Source organism: Novosphingobium ginsenosidimutans (genome assembly GCF_007954425.1).
GTDB lineage: Bacteria > Pseudomonadota > Alphaproteobacteria > Sphingomonadales > Sphingomonadaceae > Novosphingobium > Novosphingobium ginsenosidimutans.
The window spans coordinates 1369406-1391009 of the sequence record NZ_CP042345.1; the positions used below are offsets into that span (position 1 = coordinate 1369406).

Below are 21604 nucleotides of genomic sequence, written 5' to 3' on the forward strand. Positions count from 1 at the left end.
CCGGACCGGGAAGTTCAAACGTCAATCTTTCGGGATCACCCAACGAACGCGGTTGGAGTAGGAGCCCGAGGTGGGCTGGCCTTCGCCGTCCGTGGCCGGATTGAACCGGGCGCGGCGCGTCACGTTCTGGCAGGTTGCATCGTCAAGGTCCGGGCTACCGCTCGAACTCGTGACCGAGCAGCCCGTCACGCGGCCATCCGGACCAACGGTGACGCGGAAGCTCGTAGTGCCTTCGCGTTCCTCGCGCAGCGCGCGGGTCGGATAGTCGTTAGTGGTGGCCCAGTTCGCCGGGTTGCCCTTGGGCGTGGCCGGCTTGGGCTGGACCCGCGGCGGCGGCGGGGCCACCGGGGCCGGCGGGGCGATGATCGGCACGACCGGCGCCGCTGGCGGCGGGGTCACGACGGTCTGCACCGGCGGCGGTGTCACATTGACGTTGATCTTCGGCGGAGGCGCGACGATCGGCGGCGGCGCAGCAGCTTTCTTCGGCGGCGGCGGCGGCTCCTTCTTCGGCTCCTCCTTCTTGATATCGACAGTCGTCACCTTCTTGACGACCTGTTGCACGGCCTCATAGGCCAGACCCGTTACCAGGGCATAGCCAACAACGACATGCAGCAGGGCGACGACGACGAAAGAGGCAATGCGATTGCCACTCATCTCCTGGTCAGCGTAAGCCATTCAGACGCATCACTCCTAGTCAGTCCCCGTCCCGGGCCAAAACCCGGGACCCGGCGGACGCCCGTTGCCGGGACGGCCACCCAAAATCTTAACATCCACCCTGCCGACCCACCCGGATTGCCCGGCGCAGCCCTGCACCGGATGGACCAGAATGTCGGGCCCTTGTTGTTGTATGGCCCGGATTTCCGTGTGCTTTAGCCAAGCGGGCGCAAGGGCGCAACGCTTTATCCATTAACCGTCGATTCACTTGTGTTAAGCTGGAACGCGTTGAAAGCACCGCTGAATCCGCAGCGTTCCGGGCAAAAGAAAGAAACCTCGCATGCAAAAACCGGTTCCCGCAAGCCGCTTGGCCCGCTTCCCGCGCGTGACGCTGGCGCTGCTGCTTTCGGCGCTGGCGCTGCCTGCGCCGGCTGCCGATTCGCCGGCGAGCGAATCGATTGCACCGATAGCCAGCTATGCCGACCTCGCCGACCTTGCCGGACCCGCGGCGGTGGTGGTGAAGGCGCAAGTGCGCAAGGTGGCAGAGGTCGAGCCCGAACGCGCCGCCGGGCTGCGTCCGGGGTGGGCGCGGCTCTATATAGAGGCGCGCACCGAAGCCGTGCTGGGCGGCAAAACCGCTTTGGGCGAGGCACTGCGTTATCTGGCCGATGTCCCGCGCGATGCGAAGGGTAAGGTGCCCAAGCTGTCCAAGCGCAGCGTCATCCTGTTCGCCCGGCCTGTACCCGACCGGGCCGGTGAGCTGCAATTGGTTGCGCCCGATGCCCAGTTGCCGTGGGACCCCTCGTTGGAGGAACGCGTGAAGGCGCTGCTTGCTGAGTATTACGCTCCGTCAGCCCCGCAAGCCATCGGCGCCGTGCGCGAAGCCATTCACGTGGCCGGGGCGCTGGCGGGAGAGGGCGAAACCCAGTTCTTCCTGACCACCGCTGGCGGCGAGCCGGCAGCGATCACTGTGACCCGCGCGCCCGGCAGTGAGCCGCGCTGGGCGGTTTCGTTCTCCGAACTGGTCGAGACGGGAGCGCCGCCGCCGAAGCGCGAAACGCTGGCCTGGTACCGCCTGGCCTGTTTCTTGCCGAAGCAGCTCGCGCCGGGTGCCAATGTTTCGGCATCGCCCGAAGATCGTCAGGCAGCGGTGCGCGACTATCGCTTTGTACTGGAGCAATTGGGCCCTTGCCCGCGGTTGCGTCGCTAACCAGGCTCGCCTAGGGCGCGCGGGCGAAAGGGGGCAATCATGGCCGAACCGTTGAGAGTGGCACTGGCAGGACTGGGTACCGTCGGAGCCGGGGTGATCCGCCTGGTTGAAGCCAATGCTGACCTGATTGCCCGTCGGGCGGGCCGACCGATCGCCGTCACCGTGATCAGCGCGCGCGATCGGTCGAAGAAGCGCCCGGTCGACCTGACGCCTTATACCTGGGAAGACGACATGGTCATCCTCGGCGAGCGCGCGGATGTCGATGTGGTGGTTGAACTGGTTGGCGGCGCAGACGGTCCGGCGCTGTCCTGCGCCCGAGCGACGATGGAGGCAGGCAAGGCTTTCGTCACCGCCAACAAGGCAATGATCGCACACCACGGCCTGGAACTTGCGGCCAAGGCCGAGGCGGCCAAGGTCGCGCTGAAGTTCGAGGCGGCAGTGGCGGGTGGCATCCCGGTGATCAAGGGCCTGCGTGAGGGGGCCGCCGCTAACGAGATTGAGCGGGTCTACGGGATCCTCAACGGCACCTGCAACTACATACTCTCAACCATGGAGGACACCGGGCGGGACTTTGCCGATGTCCTCGCCGAGGCCCAGGCAAAAGGCTTCGCCGAGGCCGATCCCGCTTTCGATATCGAAGGGACCGATGCTGCCCACAAGCTCTCGATCCTGGCCGCCATTGCCTTTGGCAGCAAAATCGATTTCCTCGGGGTGGAGACCAGCGGGATCACCCGCCTGCGCGCTGCCGACATCGCCCAGGCCGATGCGCTGGGCTATGTCATTCGGCTGATCGGCATGGCCGAGACGCAGGGGGACAAGCTGTTCCAGCGGGTCCAGCCGCATCTGGTCCCGTTCGACCATCCGCTTGCCCATGTCGATGGTGCGACCAATGCCGTGGTGGCAGAGGGCAATTTCTCTGGCCGGCTGCTGTTTCAGGGTGCCGGGGCAGGTGATGGGCCTACCGCGAGTGCCGTGGTTGCCGACCTTATCGACATCGCCCGTTCGACCATGGGCAGGGGCGAGATCGGCGTGCCGTTCTCGGTCCCCGTGGCTGAGCTGGAGGCGATGGCTCCGGCTGACAGCGGTCCGCGCCTTGGGCGGGCTTACATCCGCTTCATGGTTGCCGATCGGCCCGGCGTTCTGGCCGAGATCACCGCTGCCATGCGTGATGCCGGCGTTTCGATCGAAAGCCTGATCCAGAAGGGCCGCGCGGGCGATGCCGGCGCGGTCATGGTGGCCATGGTGACGCACGAAGGGCCGGAAAGTGCCGTGGCCGAAGCATTGCGCCTGCTGGACGGTTCCGCCAGCCTGACCGAGCCGCCGTTGGTGATGCAGCTGCTCGGCGAATAGGACTAACGGTCCGGCATTTCGCCCTTCGCGATCTTGTCTGCGTCCGAACCTTCCGGGGCTTGCGGCAGGGCGGACGGGTCGATCACGTAGATCGGAGCGGGCGCCCAACCTCCAACCACGCAACCCGGCTGGCCCTTGCACGAGCCGCGATCGAGCTGCGGCGCTCGGGGAATCCTGTTGTTGAGCGCCCGCCGCGCAGCCAGTGAGGAAGGATCGCTCTCCGCCGTCGATGGGACCCGCAAATCCTCGCCGCGATCGACGCAGACCACAATCTCGCCAGACTTGCGGGCACTGCGGCAACGGTCCTGCACCGTCTCGACGCTCAGCTTGGTTTTGGCCGCAGCGAGCCGCTCGGCGACTTGCGGATCAGCTTCCGGGTCGGCGGATTGCGCCAGCAGCGGGGGCGCAATCACGCTCAATGCCAGTCCGATTGAACGCGCGCGCCATCCCATTGCCGGACTTGAGCTATCCTGCGCTTAATCCCCGGTGAACCCTTCGGCGGCGATGGGCGCTTACTCGACAAGCGAGGATGTGCTCGCTAAGCGCCGCGCTGCATTCGTATTCAAACCAAGCAGGGACCCTGACCGCCCATGACCAATCCCACCGCCAGCAAGGTCCTTGACCGCGTGCTCGTCCTTGAAATGGTCCGCGTGACGGAATCGGCGGCCATCGCTGCCTCGAAACTGGTTGGCCGAGGAGACGAGAAGGCGGCAGACGCGGCTGCGGTTGAAGCCATGCGTGAGGCTTTCGACGAACTGGAGATCGACGGCACCGTGGTGATCGGCGAGGGCGAGCGTGACGAGGCGCCGATGCTCTATATTGGCGAGAAGGTTGGCGGTGCCCAAGGCACTGGTCCCAAGATCGACATTGCGCTTGATCCGCTGGAAGGCACCACCATAACCGCCAAGGCTGGTCCCAACGCACTGGCCGTGCTGGCCTGCGCCGAAGAAGGCAACCTGCTCAACGCACCCGATGTCTACATGGACAAACTTGCGGTCGGACCGGGATATCCTGACGGGATCATTGACCTGGCCAAGACCCCGACCGAGAATGTCAAGGCTGTGGCTGCGGCGAAGGGTGTCGAACCCTGCGACATCATCGTCTGCGTCCTTGACCGCCCGCGCCATGCCGAACTGATTGCAGAGCTGCGCGGCTTGGGCTGCGGTGTGGTGCTGATCGGCGATGGCGACGTCGCCGGCGTGATCGCGGTGACCAACGAAGACACCACGATCGACATGTACATGGGTTCGGGCGGCGCGCCTGAAGGCGTGCTGGCGGCAGCCGCGCTGCGCTGCGTTGGTGGGCAGTTCAATGGCCGCTTGCTGTTCCGCAACGATGACGAGCGCGCTCGCGCCCGCAAGTGGGGCATCGAAGACCTCAACAAGATCTACACTCGCGACGAATTGGCCAAGGGCGATTGCATCTTTGCTGCAACCGGCGTGACGGATGGCTCGCTCCTAGCTGGCGTAAAGCGCCGCAAGGATGGCACGATGACCACCGAAAGCGTGGTCATGCGCGCCAGTTCGGGCACGGTCCGCTGGGTCCGCGGCGAGCATCGCAAGCCGCGCTAATCCCCGGCCTTCGGGCGCGCTAATCCACGCCTGAACCTGCGGTCTGCCTTGCAATCCGCCACTCCCTGATTAGAGGCTCCAGCGGGTCAGAATCATGGGGAAGGCAGCGCAATGAAATTGATGGCCGGCAATTCGAACCTGCCGCTGGCACGGGATATCGCTGCCTACCTCGATCTGCCGCTGACCGACGCCTCGGTTCGGCGCTTTGCCGATGAGGAAGTCTTCGTCGAGATCCATGAAAACGTTCGCGGCGAGGACGTCTTTGTGATCCAGTCGACGTCCTATCCGGCCAACGACAACTTGATGGAGCTGCTGATCGGGATCGATGCGCTGCGCCGCGCCTCGGCCAAGCGGATCACCGCCGTCTTGCCCTATTTCGGCTATGCCCGCCAGGATCGTAAGCCCGGCCCGCGCACGCCGATCTCGGCCAAACTGGTCGCCAACCTGATCACCACTGCTGGGGCTGACCGGGTGCTGGCAGTCGATCTCCATGCCGGCCAGATTCAGGGCTTCTTCGATATTCCGACCGACAACCTCTATGGCGCCCCGGTGATGGCGGCCGACATCCTCGAGCGGACCGGCGGTCAGAACCTGATGGTCGTTTCGCCGGATGTTGGCGGGGTGGTTCGCGCCCGGGCGCTGTCCAAGCGGATCAACGATGCACCGCTGTCGATTGTCGACAAGCGGCGCGACAAGCCCGGTGTGTCGGAAGTCATGAACATCATCGGCGATGTGAAAGGCTGGGACTGCATCCTGATCGACGACATCATCGATTCCGGCGGGACCTTGTGCAATGCGGCCGAGGCGCTGATGGAAGCTGGTGCCAAGAGCGTGACGGCTTACCTCACCCACGGTGTGCTCTCGGGCAAGGCGGTGGAGCGCGTGACCAATTCGGCGCTAAAAGAGCTGGTCATTACGGACTCGATCCAGCCGACGGATGCCACCAAGGACAGCCCAAAAATCCGTATTCTGCCGATTGCCCCGCTGATCGGCGAAGCGATCCGCCGGATTGCCGACGAGAGCTCGGTCTCGAGCCTGTTTGACTGATGAACCTGGGCGCCGATATTGCCCTGGCCCATCGCCTGGCAGATGCGGCGCGGGCGGCGATCCTGCCGCACTACCGCACGGGCCTGACCAGTGAGCGCAAGGCGGATGCCTCGCCCGTCACCCTGGCCGATCGCGCTGCCGAAGAGGCGATGCGGCGCATCCTCAAGGCCGAGTGTCCGCGTGATGCGATCCATGGCGAGGAGTTTGGCGCCGAAGCGGGATCATCGGGGCGCACCTGGGTGCTGGATCCGATCGACGGGACCACGTCGTTCCTGATCGGCCGGCCGATCTTCGGCACGCTGATCGCGCTGGTGGTCGATGGCTGGCCAGTGCTGGGTGTGATCGATCAGCCGGTTCTGGGCGAACGCTGGCTTGGCGCGACGGGTCAGCCCACCCTGCTTAATGGCGCGCCGGTCCGCACGCGCCCGTGCCGCGAGCTGGGCGATGCCACTCTGGCAACGACCGGCCCGCACTATTTTGACGATCACGATGGCGCCCATTTTATGGGCCTTGCTGCCAAAACCGATCATCGCCGGATGGTGATGGGCGGGGATTGCTATAACTATGCGCTGCTCGCCTCGGGCCATGTCGACATCGTCTGCGAAGCCAACCTGAAGCTGCACGACTATGCGGCACTGGTCCCGGTGGTCGAGGGTGCGGGCGGCACCATGTGCGACTGGAATGGCGACCCGCTCCATGCTGCTTCCTCGGGCCATGTTCTGGCGCTTGGCGATCCGGCGCGACTGGATGACGTGGTCGAGGCGCTTGCCTGCCATCATTGAGGCCAGTTGGCCCTTAGTTGCCGATGTGACCTTTTTGCGACAGGCCTTAACCAAGTGAAGGTCGGCCTTTCACAGACTCTTGCGCTGATTCCGCTCTAGGTTCAGCAAGCGCGCACCAGGATTGCAAGCCGGAATTCCCGGCAAATCCAAGGGAGGAACACATGCAGAAGAAGTTCGAAACGCAGCTGGCCTATCGCCTGCTCGCCGGCGCCGCCATGCTGGCGCTGACTGTCCCGGCCAATGCCCAGGAAGCCGAAGAGGCAATTGACGGCAACGAGATCGTCGTGACCGCGACCAAGCGCAACGAAACGATCCAGGATGTGCCTTTCTCGATCGCGGCCGTGACTGCTACTGACATTCAGAAGACCGGCGCGGGCAACATCGAAGACATCGCCCGCAATGTCGCCGGCCTCACCGTCCAGAACCTTGGGCCGGGCCAGAGCCAGGTCTCGGTGCGCGGCGTTTCGGCCGGTCAGATCGTCCGCGACCAGCCGGGCGTGAAGGAACAGGTTGGCGTCTACCTCGATGAATCGGTGGTCTCGCTCTCGCTGTTCACCCCTGATTTCGATCTGTTCGACCTCAATCGCGTAGAAACGCTGCGCGGCCCGCAAGGCACGCTGTTTGGTTCGGGTTCGGTCGGCGGTACTGTCCGCTACATCACCAACCAGCCCAAGCTGGGCGTGACCGAAGGCAAGGTCGAAGCCGGTATCAACACCTTCGAAGGCGGTTCGCTGGGCTATGGCGCCAAGGGCGCGATCAACGTGCCGATGGGTGACAAGGCCGCACTGCGCATTGTCGCCTATGGTGAGAAGTTTGGCGGTTTCATCGACGCGATTGGCCCGGCCGGCGGCAAAGATGTCAACGACGGGCGCCGTTATGGTGGCCGCGTCAGCCTGCTGCTTGAGCCGACCGACGGCATCCGCATCACGCCGCGCATTATCTATCAGGATGTCCAGGCCAACGGTTTCAACCGGGCTGAGCGCTACAACCTTTATTACAACCCACTGATCAACATCAATCAGGTCATGCCGGAGAACACGCAGTACCTGAAGCTGCGCGAACAGTTCCGCGACAAGACCACCCTGGCCGATCTGAACGTCGGTATCGACCTGAGCGATACGATCGCGCTGACCTCGGTCACCAGCTATATCAACCGTGACATCCTGGTCAGCCGCGATGCCTCGGCATTGACCGGTTCGGTCTACGTCTCGTTTGCTGGTGCTGCTGCCGCAGCAGCGGGTGGTGCACGGCTCGATTCGAACCTGCTCGACACCACCAAGCTCAAGCAGTGGACCCAGGAACTGCGCCTTGCCTCGACCGGCGAAGGCCCGCTGCAGTGGGTGCTCGGCGGCTTCTACAGCCATGTCGATCGCACCTATGCCCAGCGCCTGCCGACCCCGGGTTCGGATGCCTTCGGCCAGATCTTCCTGAATGCTGCAGCCGGTGGCCTGCCGATTTCGGCGACCTACAATGGCTTCCCGGCCAACTCGCCGTACAATGCCGACATCCCGTACGAGATCGAACAGTACGCGATCTTCGGCGAAGCCAGCTACGAGTTCGGCCAGTTCAAGCTGACCGCTGGTGGCCGCTACTACGACTTCAGCGAAACGCGTGACTTCATCTCGGGCGGGATTTTCGCCAACGGCGACACCTTCCGGGGCGACAAGACCAGCTCGAACGGGTTCACCCCGCGCGTCATCCTGTCGTACAAGGCCAGCGACGATCTGTCGCTCAACCTTCAGGCCTCGAAGGGTTTCCGTCTCGGCGGCGTGAACGATCCGCTCAATATCCCACTCTGCTCGGGCGGGGCGACCGGTCCGGATGCGCGGACCTATGGCGGCCGTCCGGGCTACAAGGACGAAACGCTGTGGAACTATGAAGCGGGCGTGAAGGCCTCGACCAATGGCATCACGATCAACGCTGCGGTGTTCTACAACGACATCCGCAACCTGCAGGTCACCGCTGATGCCGGTTCGTGCTCGTCGCGCGTCGTCTTCAACGTGCCCAAGGCCCACAGCGCGGGCGTCGAGGTCGAGATCGGCATCAAGCCGACCCCGGGCTTCGAGTTCTCGCTCAACGGCAGCGTGACCGATTCGAAGTTCGACAGCTCGGTCGTCGATGCTGGCGGCGCGGTGATTGCCGGGATGCGCGATGGCAACCGTCTGCCGACCGTGCCGAAGTTCCAGATCGCCGCCAATGCCAGCTATGTGACGGAAGTGAGCGACGGGCTCGACTGGTCGTTCAACGCCAGCTTCCAGCACGTTGGCAACCGCTACACCCAGCCGGGTGACCAGGAGCCGGGCACCGGATCGTTCACGAACTCGCTGTTCTTTAACCCGGCCACTTCGGCCTTCGGCAGCGGCAACTACAACTTCGGCAGCTACCTCCTGCCCAGCTACAACCTGGTCAACCTGTCGACCGGGCTGGAGTGGGATAGCGGCCTGTCGATGTCGCTTTACGTGAACAACCTGTTCAACGAGACCCCGCTGCTCTCGCTCGATCGTGAGCGCGGTGGGCGGGCCCGTATCGGCTACAACGTCGGCAGCCCGCGCAAGTACGGGTTCACCGTTCGCCAGACCTTCTGAACCTGGCGATAGCCTGAAGAAGGGGCCCGGTTGCACCAGCAGCCGGGCCCTTTTCTTTGGCGGCTATTGCAGCGCGGCCTTGATGAAGTCGGCGGCGCGCTCACCGATCATAATCGACGGGGCATTGGTATTGCCCGAAACCAGCCGCGGCATGATCGAGGCATCGGCCACCCACAGTCCGTCGATCCCACGCAGCTTGAGCGTCGGATCGACCACGCTTCCGGCATCGCCGCCCATCCGGCAGGTGCCCACGGGGTGATAGACCGTGTCGGCGCGGCTGCGGATCAGATCGTCGAGCGCCGCGTCATTGGCCAGGTCAACCGGCTGCCGCGGCGTGCCGCCATAGGCGCCGAGCGCGCCATTTTCCGCGATCCGGTACATCAGCCGCACCCCGGCGCGCAGGGTCGCAATGTCGCGCGGATCATCGAGGAAGTTGGGATCGATCGCTGGCGGAGCAGCCGGATCGGCCGAGTTCAGCCGCACTGTCCCCCGGCTTTCGGGGCGCAGGACGCAGGCGTGGATCGAGAAGCCGTGGCCCTTCACCTTGGTCCGGCCGTGGTCCTCGAGCATGGCGGGGACGAAATGGTACTGAATGTCGGGGGCGGGCAGATCGGGATTGGTGCGCCAGAAGCCGCCAGCCTCGGCAAAGCAGGTGGTCATGATCCCGGTGCGCTTCAGGCGATGCTCGATCACCGCCTTGGCCATTTTCCAGGTGCCGGACAGGCTGTCACCGATGAAGTCGAGCGAGCCGGTTTCCCAGCTGGCGACGAAATCGATGTGGTCCTGCAAGTCCTCGCCCACGGCGGCCTTGTCGAGCAGGACGGGAACGCCTTTATCAATGAGGTGGGCGGCCGGCCCAATGCCGGAAAGCATCAGGACTTGCGGGCTGCCGAAGGCACCAGCCGAAAGCACGACGCCGCCGGCCGCGCGGATCACTTCGCGCTTGCCCCCGAAGCGCGCCTGGACGCCAACCGCGCGGCCATCCTCGATCACGATCTTCTCGACCAGTGCGCCGGTCCGGATCGACAGGTTGGGGCGCGGGGTCAAATAGGCGCGCGCGGCCGACCAGCGCTCGCCCGCCTTCTGCGTCACCTGGTACAGCCCGAAGCCATCCTGGCGAGCCCCATTGAAGTCATTGTTCTCAGGCAGCTGGAGGCTAGCGGCGCTGGCGACGAAGGCCTCGCTTCCGGGGCTCGGCCAGCGCTGGTCCATCACATTGAGCGGACCGTCACCGCCGTGCCATTCGTTGCCGCCGCGCTCGTTTCCTTCAGAGCGCCGGAAATAGGGCAGGACGTCGGCGTGGCTCCAGCCGGTGCAGCCAAGCTCAGCCCACTGGTCGTAATCAAAGTGGTTGCCGCGGATATAGACCATCGCGTTGATCGCGCTCGATCCGCCCAGGCCTCGCCCACGCGGCTGATAGCCGATCCGGCCATTCAGGCCTTTCTGCGGAACCGTATCGAACCGCCAGTTCGATTTTTCCGGGATGAACGGCATGAACCCGGGGGTCTTGATCCGGATCGTGTCGTTATCCGGCCCGGCTTCGAGCAGGCAGACCCGGCGCGTGCCATCTTCCGACAAGCGCCCCGCCACCGCGCTGCCTGCGCTGCCGCCACCGATCACGATGATATCGAACTGGTCCATGTCTGGCTCTCTCCACTTTCGAAAGAGCGTTAAGCGACCGGTTAAATACCTGCAATCCTATTCCGCGGGCTCGGCCATCCGGCGGGCGTGCCAGCGGGCACGGATCGTGTCCGAGGTGTCGCGGCTGCCGTCGTGGGTCCAGCCGGGCGGTCGCCACAGGTAAGACAGCTTGTGCCGCCACGGCGCCTGCCAGACGTCCTTCGCAATTCCGATCCATTCATGGAACACGGAGTAGAGCAGGTTGAAGGTGCCGAGCTGGCGCACGATCCCATAACGGATCGGTTCCTCATCAACCTCGGGCACGAAAGTGCCGAACATCCGGTCCCAGACGATGAAGACGCCGGCATAGTTCGAATCGAGATAACGCGGATTGGTGGCGTGGTGGACCCGGTGGTGACTGGGCGTGTTCATCACGGCTTCGAACCAGCGCGGGAAGCGCTTGATTGCCTCGGTGTGAATCCAGAACTGATAGATCAGGTTCACCCCGCTGCAAAACAGGATCATCGCCGGATGGAAGCCCACCGCAGCCAGCGGCAGCTTGAACAGGAACGACAGCGCCAGCCATCCTGTCCAGGTTTGCCGCAGCGCGGTGGAGAGGTTGTAGTGCTGGCTGGAATGGTGATTGACGTGGCTCGCCCAGAACCAGCGGACCCGATGGGCGCTGCGGTGGAACAGGTAATAGAGCAGGTCGTCGAGCACGAAGCATGCGATCCAGGCCCACCAGGTCCACGGCACGGTCACCGCGCGATGATCCCACAGCCAAAGCATCAAGCCATAGATCGCGCCGCCAAAGATCAGTCCGGCCACAGTGCTGCCCAGGCCAAAGCCAAGCGAAACCAGCGTATCGCGCGGCTCGTACTTCTCGGGCGCTTGGCGCTTGGCCCAGATCATCTCGATCACGATCAGCAAGATGAAGAAGGGCACGGCATAGTCGACCGGGTTGGGCAGCTTAGGCATGCTTGGCCCCCATTTGCGGCAAACGGCGCAGGCCTGCGGCCCAGACGCCAGCTGCTTCACCCAGGTGCAGGGTGATCGTGCCGAAGCTCCTCTCACCGGTGCCGATGGTCAGGAAATCGCGGTCCAGCCGTGCCTCGGTCCGCTCATCAAGCAGGCGCGCGACCCAGGCCGCGCCGTGGCGTCGCAGCAGCATCTGCCGCCCCGCGGCATCGCGCAGCAGCGCGCCAATCCCGGCCTTGTCCAGTGCCAGGTCGACCGGCTCGAAGCCTTCGATCGCTTCATTCGCCAGGAAGCGCGCATGGGCCGCGTCGCGAATGCGCAGATCGCCGCCAAGATCCATCCAGCGCGCGAGCCAGGCGAGCCCCAGGATCGCAATCAGCGAGACGCCGAACTTGGCCAGATCGATCCAGACCCCTTCCATCGTCTTCACCCGTTGCGGGCCTTGAGCATATCCATCAGCGGACGGACCGGGCTGACATCATAGCCGGCGTCGGCAGCCTGCGCCGTTACCGCTTCCAGATCGGCGCCCTCGCTCGCCTGGGTCAGCGCCCAGAGCAGGGTCGAGCGGGTGCCTGAGCGGCAATAGGCCAGGACCTTGCCTGCACTGTTCGCCAAAGCAGCCGTCATCGCCTCGACCTGAGGACCCGAAAATCCGGCATGGGTCACGGGGATGGCGATATAGTCCATCCCCAGGCCGCGCGCCGCTGCCTCGATCTCCGTGCCCGGAACCTGGTCATCGCTTTCGCCTTCGGGCCGGTTATTGATCACCAGGCCAACACCCAGCGCCTTGGCCTCAGCAAGGTCGGCGATCGAGATCTGGGGGCTGGCAAGCACGGTATCGGACAGGCGGCGAAACATCGGTGCAGGATCCCGTCAATAGGCTGGAACTGCTCACCGCCTAGCCCTGCAGCGCCGGCTTGCCAAGCCGGTCTTGCAGCAGCTGCAAGTCGTTCATTCGGCAGAAATGTCACAGTCCGGCTGGTGGCGTGGGCCCTCGCGCGATTCGATTCGCCAAGGGGCCGTAGATGAGTTATCACCAGCCCTGCAGCGTTGCGGGCCAGATTCCCTCATGCCTGCCTCCCCGGTGCGTTTCGTCCGCGCGGCTTGGGTTGCGATACGGCGGACGATACGAAAGTGCGTTCGGGTTTATGGGTTTTGATAGAGGACGTCGCGGCCGTGGCCGCGACAAGCGCGACGGGTTCGGCGAAGACAGTTTCGATCCGTTCGCGGGTGGCGGTGGTGACCGCTTTGGTGGCGGCGACCGCTTCGGAGGTGGTGGCGATCGTGGCGGCTTCGGCGGCCCGGGCCGCGGCTTTGGCGGCGGTGATCGCGGCGGCTTCGGCGGCGGTGCTGGTGGCGGTCGCGGCGGCTTCGGCGGCGGCGCTCCCCGCGGCGGCGGCGGTGGCGGCGGCATGCCTGCCCAGGTCGTTGGCGAAGGTTCCGGCACGGTCAAGTTCTTCAACGCCGGCAAAGGCTTCGGCTTCATCCAGCGCGATGAAGGCGGCGAAGACGTGTTCGTGCACATCAGCGCGGTCGAGCGCGCCGGGCTGGAAAGCCTGGCTGAAGGCCAGACGCTGAAGTTCACGCTCGTCGATCGCGGCGGCAAGGTTTCGGCCAGTGATCTTGAGATCGTCGGTGACCTGATCGAAGCGCCCAAGCGCGAAGCCGCGCCGCAGCGCCAGCTCACGGGTGAGAAGGCGACCGGCACGGTCAAGTTCTTCAACTCGATGAAGGGCTTTGGTTTCATCACCCGTGATGACGGTCAGCAGGACGCCTTCGTGCATATCAGCGCGGTTGAGCGTTCGGGCATGTCCGGCCTCAATGAAGGTGACCGCGTTGAGTTCGACATCGAAGTCGACCGACGAGGCAAATATTCGGCCGTGAACCTGACGCCGCTGCAGGGCTGACCTGCCGGTGCCGGTCCCGGGGTTGCTCCGGGACACGCCACGGCCTAGAACACCGCAAATGGCGGCCCTTCGCGGGGCCGCCATTTGTCGTTTTCCAATTCGTGCATATCTCGCATCCAGCAAAGGAACTTAGCGATGTCGATCACTCCGCTCATGCCAGTCTATCCCCGCTGCGGCTTCCGGCCGGTGCGCGGTGAGCACTGTCACTTGATCGGGGAAGACGGGCAGCGATATCTCGATTTCGCCGCCGGCATCGCGGTCAATTTGCTCGGCCATTCGCACAAAGGCCTGATCGGCGCGATTCAGAAGCAGGCCGAAACGCTAATGCACGTGTCCAACCTCTATGGCAGCCCGCAGGGGGAGCATCTGGCCCAGCGGCTGGTCGATCTGACTTTTGCCGACACAGTGTTTTTCACCAATTCTGGCGCCGAAGCGGTGGAATGCGCGATCAAGACGGTACGCGCCTATCACCAGCATGTCGGCAATGACCACAAGTTTGAGATCATTACCTTCAAGAACGCCTTCCATGGTCGGACAATGGCAACGATCAGCGCCTCCAACCAAGAGAAGATGCACAAGGGCTTCCTGCCCCTGCTGCAGGGCTTCAAATACGTCGACTTCGATGACCTGGAAGGTGCCAGGGCGGCGATCGGCCCGAACACCGCCGGCTTCCTGGTCGAACCGGTCCAGGGCGAAGGCGGGATCCGTCCCGCTTCGGATGCGTTCATGCAAGGGCTGCGCGCGCTCGCAGATGAGCATGACCTGCTGCTGGCGCTGGACGAGGTCCAGTGCGGCGTGGCCCGCTCCGGCACGCTTTATGCCTATGAACAGTATGGGATCGTTCCGGACGTGGTTGCCACGGCCAAGGGCCTGGGCGGCGGCTTCCCGATCGGCGCCTGCCTCGCGACCGAGCAGGCCGCCCGCGGCATGGTGATCGGTACCCACGGTTCGACCTATGGCGGCAACCCGCTGGCCATGGCTGCTGCTGAAGCCGTGCTCGATGCCGTTGCCAATGCGGAGTTCCTCGCCCAGGTCCGCACCACCAGCGAGCGCCTGCGCAGCCGGCTTGAGCAGTTCATCGGCAACTACCCCGACATGTTCGAGCTCGTCCGTGGCAAGGGCCTGATGCTGGGTATCAAGATGAAGTTCGAAACCCGCGGCTTCGTGGCACACCTGCGTGACAACCATCACCTGCTGACCGTGGCTGCTGGTGACAATACCCTGCGCCTGGTGCCGCCGCTGGTGATCGGCGATGCCGAGATCGACGAGTTCTTTGACAAGCTCTCGGCCGGTGCGGCCAGCTTCCAGCCGCCGGAACCCGTGCAATGACGCGGCACTTCCTGAACCTCGTCGACGCGGGGGGAAATGGACTGGTCGCGATGCTGAACGACGCGCTCGATCGCAAGGCGGCGCGTGCGGCCTGGCCCAAGGGCAAGGTCGATGCCGATGCACCGCTGGCGGGGCACGTGCTGGCAATGGTGTTCGAAAAGAACTCCACCCGCACGCGCGTTTCGTTCGACATGGCGATGCGCCAGCTCGGCGGCAGCGCGATTACGCTCGAATCCGGGACCAGCCAGCTGGGCCGTGGCGAGACGATCGCAGATACCGCCCGCGTGCTCAGCCGGATGGTCGATGCGATCATGCTGCGGACCGACGATCACGCCAAGATCGAGGAACTGGCGCATTATGCGACTGTTCCAGTGATCAATGGCCTGACCGACGAGAGCCACCCCTGCCAGATCATGGCCGACCTCCTGACCCTGCTGGAACAGGGCAAGGCGCTGCCCGGGCTGGAAGTGGCATGGCTGGGCGATGGCAACAATGTGCTCAACTCGATTATCGAGGCGGCGGGGCTGCTGCGCTTCAATGTCCGCGTCGGCACGCCCAGGGGCTACGAGCCCGATGCCGGGTATATCGAACGAGCCCGCGCGCTTGGCGCGACTATCACCCTGACCAATGATGCCGCCGAAGCAGCGCGCGGGGCGGACGTGGTGGTGACCGATACCTGGGTCTCGATGGGCCAGGACCACGCCCACAACAAGCTTGCGGCCATGGCCCCGTTCCAGGTTGATGAGCAGTTGATGGCCCTCGCCGGTGCGGGTGCAACCTTTCTCCACTGCCTGCCTGCCCATCGTAACGAAGAGGTGACCGATGCCGTAATCGACGGTCCGCAGTCGGTTGTCTGGGACGAGGCGGAGAACCGCATCCACGCCCAGAAGAGCGTGCTGCGCTGGGTCTTTGGCCAACTGTGAGCCTGCCCGAGCACATCGCGGCGGGCGAGACCGGCTATGACCGGGTGCTGCGCTTCTCGATTCCAGGGCGCAATGCCCGGGGACGGGTGGTGCGCCTTGGGCCGGTACTCGACACGATCCTGACCGCGCACGATTACCCGCCGCCGATCCGCCGGCTGCTGGCCGAAGCGCTGGTGTTGACCGCGCTGCTTGGCACCTTGCTGAAGGACGAAGGCAGCCAGCTGACGATGCAGGCGCAGACCGAAGCAGGTGTGGTCGATCTGCTGGTCTGCGATTACCGCAACGGTGAGCTGCGCGGCTATGTCCGCCACGATGCCGAGCGCCTGGCCGAACTTGGCCGCAATCCATCGCTCTATGCCCTGTTCGGTAAGGGCTATCTTGCGGTCACCTTCGATCTTGCGGCTACTGGCCAGCGCTATCAGGGCATCGTACCGCTAGAGGGTGCCAGCCTGGCTGAGGCCTGCGAAAGCTATTTTGCCCAGAGCGAGCAGGTACCTACCCTGATCAGGGTCGGGATCGGCGATGGCTCAGCCGGTTGCATCGGCGCTGGCATTCTCGTCCAACACCTCGCCGAGGGCGAGGAAGGGCGAGAACGGCTCCACGTCAAGATGGACCACCCGGAATGGGAGCATGTAGCTGTCCTTGCAGGCAGCACGCGGCCTGAGGAACTGGTCGATCCAGACCTCTCGCTTGAAGCGCTGATCTGGCGGCTGTTCCACGACGAATCCGAAGTGCGGGTCGAAACGGGGGGCACACTCCATCGCGGCTGCCGCTGCTCCATTGCGCACTATGAGAGCGTATTGGCCAAGTTTCCCGAAGAAGACCGGATCGAGATGCGCAATGCCCAAGGCCTGATCGAGGTCGACTGCGCGTTCTGCTCGAAGTTGTTCCAGATCGAGATGTGACAACGGTTCGTCGATAAAAAAACACGCTTTGGCGGTAACCGTCGTTATGTTACAAGCGAAAATCCGTTGCCGGCCCGATTGTTAGGGCAGCATGGCATCGGGGGGAGACGCGCGGTGCGCCAAGTGGTGAAACAAGGACTGGCGATCGCCCTAGCGGGCTGGGCGGCCTTGGCAGTACCAGCTTCGAGCCAGCGCCCTGCCTTGGCCATGCTCGATCAGATCGAGCCGGGCCGGTGGGAAATCCGCCTCCGCGATGGCACCCGCCGCAGCTATCCGATTTGCGTCGACAATGGCCGCAAGCTGATCCAGCTGCGCCACGACGCGCTCAACTGCGAGCGGCTGGTGATTGACGATCGCGCCGATGAGGTGACGGTTCAGTATACCTGCCGTGGCCGCGGCTATGGCCGCACCAGCATTCGCCGTGAGACTGGCCGGCTGGTCCAGATCGAAACCCAGGGCATTGCTGAAGGGCTGCCGTTCGACTTTGCCGCAGAGGCGCGCCGAACGGGCGATTGCGGCGGATAGACTCCCGGCACGGCGCAGTTGCCATTGGCCTGTGCTCAGGCTAGCCCAGCGGCAATGTCTTCCGCTGCAAATTCTTCTCAGCGCCAGGCTGTCGTGCTCCTTTCCGGCGGTCTCGATTCCATGGTGGTCGCCGGGCTCGCGCAGGAAGCGGGCTATGCCATCAATGCGCTGACCATTGACTACAACCAGCGCCACCGCCGCGAACTGGATGCCGCCAGAGCGATTGCCGAGCGGATCGGTGCGGTTCGGCACGTCGTGCTGCCGCTTGACCTGTCGCGTTTCGGCGGCTCCGCGCTGACCGCTGACATCGACGTGCCCAAGCAGGGTGTCGGTGCGGACATTCCGGTTACTTATGTCCCGGCGCGCAATCTGGTGTTCCTCTCGCTGACCCTCGCCTGGGCCGAGGCACTGGGGGTTCGCGATATCTTTATCGGCGTGAACGCGCTCGATTACTCGGGTTATCCCGATTGCCGTCCCGAATTCATCGCCGGCTTCCAGGATCTGGCGCGGCTCGCGACGAAGGCCGGGGCCGAAGGCGATGAATGGCGCATCCACGCGCCATTGCAGTTCCTCGGCAAGGCAGAAATCGCCGCTGAGGCGCACCGTCTGGAACTGGACGCGGGACTGAGCTGGTCGTGCTATGACCCGCAGCCCGACGGGTCGGCCTGCGGCTTGTGCGATAGCTGTCGCCTCAGGCGCGAAGGCTTTGCCAAGGCAGGACTGGTCGATCCGACCCGTTACGCCGCCTAAAGAAAAAGACATTCAGGGAGAGACCAGTGACCGAAGCCCAGGACAACGCCGCCGCCCCGCGTGAAGCCACGAGCTACAGCTGGTATGTGCTGAGCGTCCTCGTCGTGGTCTACATCCTCAACTTCATTGACCGGCAGATCATCTCGATCCTGGCCTTGGAAATCAAAGCCGATCTCAATCTGACCGATAGCGACATGGGCTTTCTGGGCGGTGCGGCCTTTGCCGTGTTCTATGCCCTGTTCGGTATTCCGCTGGGCCGGCTGGCTGACAACTGGAGCCGGGTAAAGCTGCTGAGCATTGGCCTGGCGCTGTGGTCGACGATGACCGCGCTGTCCGGCTTTGCCCGCAGCCAGATGACCTTGACCCTGGCGCGGATGGGCGTGGGGATCGGCGAGGCAACCGCCAGCCCAACCGCCTACTCGCTGATCTCGGACTACTTCCCCAAGCGCCAGCGCGCGACCGCTCTGGCGATTTACTCTTCGGGTCTTTACCTCGGCGGCGGCGTGTCGCTGCTGATCGGGGCCAAGATCAGCAAGGTCTGGAACGCGGCCTATCCCGAGGGCGGACCGCTCGGCCTGGTTGGGTGGCACGCTGCATTCCTGGCCGTGGGGATCCCGGGCATCCTGGTTGCCCTGTGGGTTGCCACCCTGCGCGAACCGGTTCGCGGAGCCATGGACGGTACGCCGAGCAAGAGCTCTGACCGGCCCTTCGCCGAATTCTTTGCCGACCTTTCGACGATTGTGCCGCCGTTCACGCTGGTCGGCGCAGCGCGACGCGGCGCGGGTGCGCTGGCAATCAATATTGCGGTCGCCGCCGGGCTCTCGACCTTCGCGTGGATCATGATCAAGCTTACTGGCAACCTGCCGCAATGGTCGGCCGTGGCGCTCGGCTATTATGCGGTGTTTTCGTGGGCTTCGGTGCTGCGCCAAAAGGATCCCGCCACCTTCCGTCTGATCTGGGGGACCCCGGCATTCATCTGCACGACGCTGGGTTATTCGATGGTTTCGCTGGCGGCCTATGGACTGGCGTTCTGGTCAGCGCCCTATGCCGAACAGGTGCTCAAGCTGCCGAAGGACCAGCTGGCCTTCTGGCTTGGCGCTAATGGCGCCATCAGCGGATTCCTGGGTGTGATCATCGGCGGGCGCATGGCTGACGCGTTGCGGGCGAAGAACCCGGCTGGCCGGATCCTGATGATCCTGTTCGGGGTGATCGCGCCGGCGCTGCCAATCTGGATTGGCTACACCACGTCCGATCCGGTGCTGTTCTACGTGATGAACTTCCTTGCCGGTCTGTTCGCCGCCGCTGCGCTTGGCGCAGCAGCAGCAACCACCCAGGATCTGGTCCTGCCAAGGATGCGCGGCACGGCGACAGCTTCGTTCTTCCTGGGTACGACGCTCGTCGGGCTGTGCTTCGGTCCCTATATGGTTGGACAGGTTTCAGACCTGGCTGGCACCATGGTTGACGGCAAACTGGTCGGTAACCTCAGAGTAGGGATCCTCTCGCTGCTCGCCGTTGCGCCGCCGGCGGTTGCACTGCTGCTCTATGCCTACAAAGCCGTTCCGCAGGCCGAGGCCACATTGGCTGAGCGGGCCGGCGAATCCGCCTGAGGCGACCCGTCAGCTGCGGTTGAGCACACCGCAAGCTATCCGGGCACCGCTGTTGCCTGAGGGATCGGTCCGGTAATCGTCGGCTGCCGCGTGCAGCACGACTGCCGTGCCATCGGCATCGAACAGCGCCGCGTCGATCGCCGCCGCGTCGAGGCCCAGGCTGGCATTGGCCGTACCAAGACCGGCCTTGTCGATCGTTACGTTGGGTAAGTCGCCAAGGTGGGCCCCCTGCGGGTTATCCTTGCCATGCTGGTGACCGCCGGGATTGAGGTGCGGACCGGCGCTGGTGAATGGCGCCTCGCACTTGCCCACGGCGTGAAGGTGCATCCCGTGAACTGCGCCCGGGGTGCCATTGACCGTGATGCTGACGGTCGTTTCGCCGGCGCGGCGATCGAACACGGCCGTTCCAATCGCCCGGCCTTCGGCATTCGCGAGCTGCGCCGAACCGAGGTTGGTGGTGCGGTTGTCAACTGTAGCGCACCCGGCGAGGGCGAGAGCGACGAGGGCGGGCGTAACAATACGTTGCATGCTTCTCTCCAACTTCCCCCTCACTCAAAAGGAAAGGGGGCCGGATTGCTCCGACCCCCTGAACCTTTAGCGCCTTGCGGCGGCTGATTACATGCCCGAACCCGGACCGTAGGTGATTTCCACCCGGCGGTTCTGGAGTTCGCGGACGCCGTCAGCAGTCGGCACGCGCGGGTTGTTTTCACCGAAGCCCTGGCTGGTGATGGCGCCATCGGCGATACCACGCGAGGTCAGGTAGCCGCGAACCGAAGCGTTGCGACGCTCCGACAGGCCCTGGTTGTACTTCGGCGTACCCGAACGGTCAGCATAGCCGGCCAGCATGATCGGAACGTTGGCGCAGTTGGCATAGGCCGTGACTGCGCTGTCGAGGATCGAAGCCGCTTCCGGCGTGATGTCCGACTTATCCCAGTCGAAGAACACGATGTACGGACCCTTGTTGCAGACCACAGCCGGCGGAGGCGGCGGAGGCGGCGGGGGCGGCGGGGGCGGCGGAGGCGGCGGAGGCGGGGGCGGCGGCGGAGCAACCGGCTCCGGAGCGCCACCGAAGTTGTAGCCCAGCGTCAGCAGCAGCGAGTGCGAACGGAAGCGGGTCCGGATGTTCTGGCCGCCGGTGTTCACCAGATCGTTGTGGTACTGGTTGAAGAAGCGATACTTCAGACCAACGTCGATGTTGTCGCTGATCGGCGTGCGGATGCCAGCCAGAGCCTGCCAGGCCAGACCAGTATCCGAATCGACCAGCGAAAGCGGCGAGTTGGGCGAGAGGATCACAGCGTTCTTGACGCGGCCGACGCCGACGCCACCACCGACGAAGCCCTGCAGGCCATCATCGGGACCAAAGTCGAGCAGGCCGTTGACCATGAAGCTCAGGGCCTCAGCACCACCGCCAACATTGGCGTCGCTGTAGCGCGTGGTAACCGTCTGGAAGCTCTTTTCTTCGGCGCGGCGATAGCTGGCTTCGGCTTCAAGGCGGAAGCCACCAAAGTCGTAACCGACGATACCACCGAAGTCATAGCCGGTCTTCAGATCCAGCGAGCCTTCGTTGTTCACGCCGGTGAAGTTCTTGATATCTTCGACGATCATGCCACCGGCATCAGCTTCGACGTACCAAGAATCATCGCGAGCCAGTGCAGGCGTCGCGAGGGCCGAGGAGGCAAGCGCCATCCCAATGACCAGTTTCCGCATTATCGTTTTCCCCTTTTAACAGGATTGAACCACCGAGTTCGACCGTGTCTAACTGCATCGAATAGTGTGCGCAAGCGGTCAAAGCGCTCTGCTGTTGCAATAATGTCGCGTTTTGGGGCCGTCTCCTCGCGAAAAAGCATCACTTCGTCGTGTC

General features: G+C 64.2%; 21 protein-coding genes. 13 read left to right on the forward strand and 8 right to left on the reverse strand.

Features of this window, described 5'->3' with window-relative positions:
• Nucleotides 1–21: 21 nt before the first annotated feature.
• Nucleotides 22–675, reverse strand: coding sequence for an energy transducer TonB (locus FRF71_RS06895; protein ID WP_147089919.1), 654 nt, complete (start codon nt 673–675; stop codon nt 22–24).
• Nucleotides 676–994: 319 nt separating this feature from the next.
• On the opposite strand from FRF71_RS06895, the gene FRF71_RS06900 reads away from it, so the two are divergent.
• Together FRF71_RS06900 and FRF71_RS06905 are read left to right on the forward strand one after the other, a co-directional pair.
• Nucleotides 995–1864 carry a hypothetical protein gene (locus FRF71_RS06900; protein WP_147089921.1) on the forward strand — a complete coding sequence of 290 codons (870 nt, stop codon included), beginning with the start codon at nt 995–997 and terminating at the stop codon, nt 1862–1864.
• A 39-nt stretch (nt 1865–1903) separates the two neighbouring features.
• Nucleotides 1904–3214: a homoserine dehydrogenase gene (locus tag FRF71_RS06905; protein ID WP_147089923.1), complete on the forward strand. Its 1311-nt coding sequence runs from the start codon at nt 1904–1906 to the stop codon at nt 3212–3214.
• Between the two features lie 2 nt (nt 3215–3216).
• Here FRF71_RS06905 and FRF71_RS06910 read toward each other — a convergent pair whose 3' ends face one another.
• Nucleotides 3217–3633 carry a hypothetical protein gene (locus FRF71_RS06910; protein ID WP_147089925.1) on the reverse strand — a complete coding sequence of 139 codons (417 nt, stop codon included), beginning with the start codon at nt 3631–3633 and terminating at the stop codon, nt 3217–3219.
• A 171-nt stretch (nt 3634–3804) separates the two neighbouring features.
• Between FRF71_RS06910 and glpX the strand changes: the two genes are divergently transcribed.
• The 4 genes from glpX to FRF71_RS06930 all read left to right on the forward strand — a co-directional run bounded on the left by glpX (nt 3805) and on the right by FRF71_RS06930 (nt 9199).
• Entirely contained in the window at nt 3805–4785 is a 981-nt protein-coding gene (gene glpX / locus FRF71_RS06915) for a class II fructose-bisphosphatase (RefSeq protein WP_147089926.1), read from the forward strand.
• 111 nt (nt 4786–4896) lie between these two features.
• Nucleotides 4897–5832 (forward strand): ribose-phosphate pyrophosphokinase, encoded by a 936-nt coding sequence (locus FRF71_RS06920; RefSeq protein WP_147089927.1) that lies wholly within the window; start codon nt 4897–4899, stop codon nt 5830–5832.
• A complete protein-coding gene (locus FRF71_RS06925) occupies nt 5832–6614 on the forward strand; it encodes an inositol monophosphatase family protein (RefSeq protein WP_147089928.1) in 783 nt (260 codons plus the stop codon). Before FRF71_RS06920 ends, FRF71_RS06925 begins: the two co-directional genes overlap by 1 nt.
• Before the next feature lie 161 nt (nt 6615–6775).
• Nucleotides 6776–9199 carry a TonB-dependent receptor gene (locus tag FRF71_RS06930; RefSeq protein WP_420359395.1) on the forward strand — a complete coding sequence of 808 codons (2424 nt, stop codon included), beginning with the start codon at nt 6776–6778 and terminating at the stop codon, nt 9197–9199.
• A 63-nt stretch (nt 9200–9262) separates the two neighbouring features.
• Here the strand turns inward: FRF71_RS06930 and FRF71_RS06935 are convergent, their stop codons facing one another.
• From FRF71_RS06935 to FRF71_RS06950, 4 genes are read right to left on the reverse strand one after another with little or no spacing between them, the layout of a single operon-like run.
• The gene (locus tag FRF71_RS06935; protein ID WP_147089929.1) at nt 9263–10840 is read right to left on the reverse strand and encodes a GMC family oxidoreductase; all 1578 of its coding nucleotides are present in this window, start codon (nt 10838–10840) and stop codon (nt 9263–9265) included.
• Between the two features lie 57 nt (nt 10841–10897).
• Nucleotides 10898–11797 carry a sterol desaturase family protein gene (locus FRF71_RS06940; RefSeq protein ID WP_147089930.1) on the reverse strand — a complete coding sequence of 300 codons (900 nt, stop codon included), beginning with the start codon at nt 11795–11797 and terminating at the stop codon, nt 10898–10900.
• Complete coding sequence (locus FRF71_RS06945; RefSeq protein WP_147091559.1) at nt 11790–12218, reverse strand: hypothetical protein; 429 nt, start codon at nt 12216–12218, stop codon at nt 11790–11792. Before FRF71_RS06945 ends, FRF71_RS06940 begins: the two co-directional genes overlap by 8 nt.
• 5 nt (nt 12219–12223) lie before the next feature.
• The gene (locus FRF71_RS06950; RefSeq protein ID WP_147089931.1) at nt 12224–12655 is read right to left on the reverse strand and encodes a protein tyrosine phosphatase family protein; all 432 of its coding nucleotides are present in this window, start codon (nt 12653–12655) and stop codon (nt 12224–12226) included.
• 290 nt (nt 12656–12945) lie between these two features.
• On the opposite strand from FRF71_RS06950, the gene FRF71_RS15695 reads away from it, so the two are divergent.
• The 7 genes from FRF71_RS15695 (at nt 12946) to FRF71_RS06985 (ending at nt 19743) form a co-directional block, all read left to right on the forward strand.
• Nucleotides 12946–13704, forward strand: coding sequence for a cold-shock protein (locus FRF71_RS15695; RefSeq protein ID WP_147089932.1), 759 nt, complete (start codon nt 12946–12948; stop codon nt 13702–13704).
• 135 nt (nt 13705–13839) lie between these two features.
• On the forward strand, nt 13840–15033 hold the full coding sequence (locus FRF71_RS06960) for an aspartate aminotransferase family protein (protein WP_147089933.1): 1194 nt from the start codon (nt 13840–13842) through the stop codon (nt 15031–15033).
• Nucleotides 15030–15956, forward strand: a complete 927-nt coding sequence (argF, locus tag FRF71_RS06965) for an ornithine carbamoyltransferase (RefSeq protein ID WP_147089934.1) — start codon at nt 15030–15032, stop codon at nt 15954–15956. The genes FRF71_RS06960 and argF overlap by 4 nt, the downstream gene beginning before the upstream one ends.
• Nucleotides 15953–16861: an Hsp33 family molecular chaperone HslO gene (gene hslO, locus FRF71_RS06970; RefSeq protein WP_238339481.1), complete on the forward strand. Its 909-nt coding sequence runs from the start codon at nt 15953–15955 to the stop codon at nt 16859–16861. Before argF ends, hslO begins: the two co-directional genes overlap by 4 nt.
• A gap of 207 nt (nt 16862–17068) precedes the next feature.
• The gene (locus tag FRF71_RS06975) at nt 17069–17386 is read left to right on the forward strand and encodes a DUF3617 domain-containing protein (protein WP_337678503.1); all 318 of its coding nucleotides are present in this window, start codon (nt 17069–17071) and stop codon (nt 17384–17386) included.
• Nucleotides 17387–17440: 54 nt separating this feature from the next.
• Nucleotides 17441–18136 (forward strand): 7-cyano-7-deazaguanine synthase QueC, encoded by a 696-nt coding sequence (gene queC, locus FRF71_RS06980; protein WP_147089935.1) that lies wholly within the window; start codon nt 17441–17443, stop codon nt 18134–18136.
• Between the two features lie 26 nt (nt 18137–18162).
• Entirely contained in the window at nt 18163–19743 is a 1581-nt protein-coding gene (locus tag FRF71_RS06985; RefSeq protein WP_147089936.1) for a spinster family MFS transporter, read from the forward strand.
• Nucleotides 19744–19752: 9 nt separating this feature from the next.
• Here FRF71_RS06985 and FRF71_RS06990 read toward each other — a convergent pair whose 3' ends face one another.
• Together FRF71_RS06990 and FRF71_RS06995 are read right to left on the reverse strand one after the other, a co-directional pair.
• Nucleotides 19753–20271, reverse strand: a complete 519-nt coding sequence (locus FRF71_RS06990) for a superoxide dismutase family protein (RefSeq protein WP_147089937.1) — start codon at nt 20269–20271, stop codon at nt 19753–19755.
• A gap of 87 nt (nt 20272–20358) precedes the next feature.
• Entirely contained in the window at nt 20359–21450 is a 1092-nt protein-coding gene (locus tag FRF71_RS06995; RefSeq protein WP_147089938.1) for an OmpA family protein, read from the reverse strand.
• Between the last annotated feature and the right edge of the window lie 154 nt (nt 21451–21604).